At 34.4% G+C, this 1132-nt stretch carries 2 protein-coding genes; one reads left to right on the top strand and one right to left on the bottom strand.

What is annotated here, in order from left to right; translation table 11 throughout:
• Nucleotides 1-154: 154 nt before the first annotated feature.
• The gene (locus HUN22_RS17180; RefSeq protein ID WP_002117441.1) at nucleotides 155-271 is read left to right on the top strand and encodes a hypothetical protein; all 117 of its coding nucleotides are present in this window, start codon (nucleotides 155-157) and stop codon (nucleotides 269-271) included.
• 15 nt (nucleotides 272-286) lie between these two features.
• Here HUN22_RS17180 and HUN22_RS17175 read toward each other — a convergent pair whose 3' ends face one another.
• Nucleotides 287-1096 carry a pyrroline-5-carboxylate reductase family protein gene (locus HUN22_RS17175; protein WP_174731925.1) on the bottom strand — a complete coding sequence of 270 codons (810 nt, stop codon included), beginning with the start codon at nucleotides 1094-1096 and terminating at the stop codon, nucleotides 287-289.
• Nucleotides 1097-1132: the final 36 nt, after the last annotated feature.

Raw genomic sequence — 1132 nt, 5'->3', positions numbered from 1 at the left:
ATCTTTAATTTATTGATTTTAAAATATTTATTAAGGAAAACCTAAAAAATATAACAGATCATAACTCTGTTATATTTTTTTTAAAAAATTCTGTATCTATGATTACAGCCTTCACTTCTTCAAAATGTAATTAATCTGAATTGGAGGCATCGCCATGAACATTTTGAAGAAAAAAAATAAGGCCAGTTTTGTATTCTTTATTATTACCCTCTACTCTTTTATTGGGTTTGGCTTAGGCTTCGTGATTTGGGAATACTTTTTAAAGGCCTAATTTGCTAAAGAATAGCTAACTCACCTCAGATGTAATTTCTGAAGTGATTTCTTTACTACGATGATATGCGGCCTTCATGGCTAAACGTATATCATCAGATACATTTCCTAGCTCAAACATTCTGAGTGCTGATTCGGTAATCCCGTTAGCCAAAGTCACCTTTCCACATAGATCCGCTGGCGGGACATTACTTTTACGGACCATTTCAACTGCACCACTTGCCGCTTGGAGTGCTAAATCTAGAGCAAATTGTTTATCAAGTCCTAAAGAAACCCCTGTCTTGATCATGCTGTCTAAAATATAGAAAAAGTAAGCTGGTCCCGAACCAGACAAAGCAATAATTGCGTCTGTCTGCGTTTCAGAATGTGCCCAAAAAGTCTGCCCTGTTGCAGAGTACAGAGTCTCAATTAAGTCTTTATCAAGTTGGTCCATTTGCTCTGAAGCAATAAGTACATGCGTACCCGTATGCGTAAGTACAGGCGGATTTGAAATCACACGTACAATTTTTTTTGATCCGGTAAAACAGGACAAGTTCGCAATATCAATACCTGCCATCATAGAAACAATGATCTTATTTGCTAACCATTTTTTAAACGGCGCAAGTATCTCTTTTAATTGTTTCGGGTCTAATAACAACACAATAATTTCAGCTTTTTTTAAACCATTTTCTTTTTGCTTCAACATATTTGTATCATTAATTTTCTTCTCTTCTATTAGATGTATCTTTTCTTTTTGAAATCCTTTTAAAACCAATCCTCCTATTAACGCTAAAGCTAGATTACTACTGCCAATAAAGCAAATATTAGGTTGTACTGCACTTAACATTTAAAATGTTTTCCTTTCAAAGGGATGCTATAACAA

Source organism: Acinetobacter lactucae (assembly GCF_013344765.1).
Classification (GTDB): Bacteria; Pseudomonadota; Gammaproteobacteria; order Pseudomonadales; family Moraxellaceae; genus Acinetobacter; species Acinetobacter lactucae_A.
Note: the sequence above shows the minus strand (reverse complement) of the source record. Positions and strands in the feature narration are given on the sequence as shown.

Bases quoted from the DNA above. Each gene is read 5' to 3' on its own strand.
- HUN22_RS17180 (WP_002117441.1), top strand. From the start codon at position 155: ATGAACATTTTGAAGAAAAAAAATAAGGCCAGTTTTGTATTCTTTATT.
- HUN22_RS17175 (WP_174731925.1), bottom strand. From the start codon at position 1,096: ATGTTAAGTGCAGTACAACCTAATATTTGCTTTATTGGCAGTAGTAAT.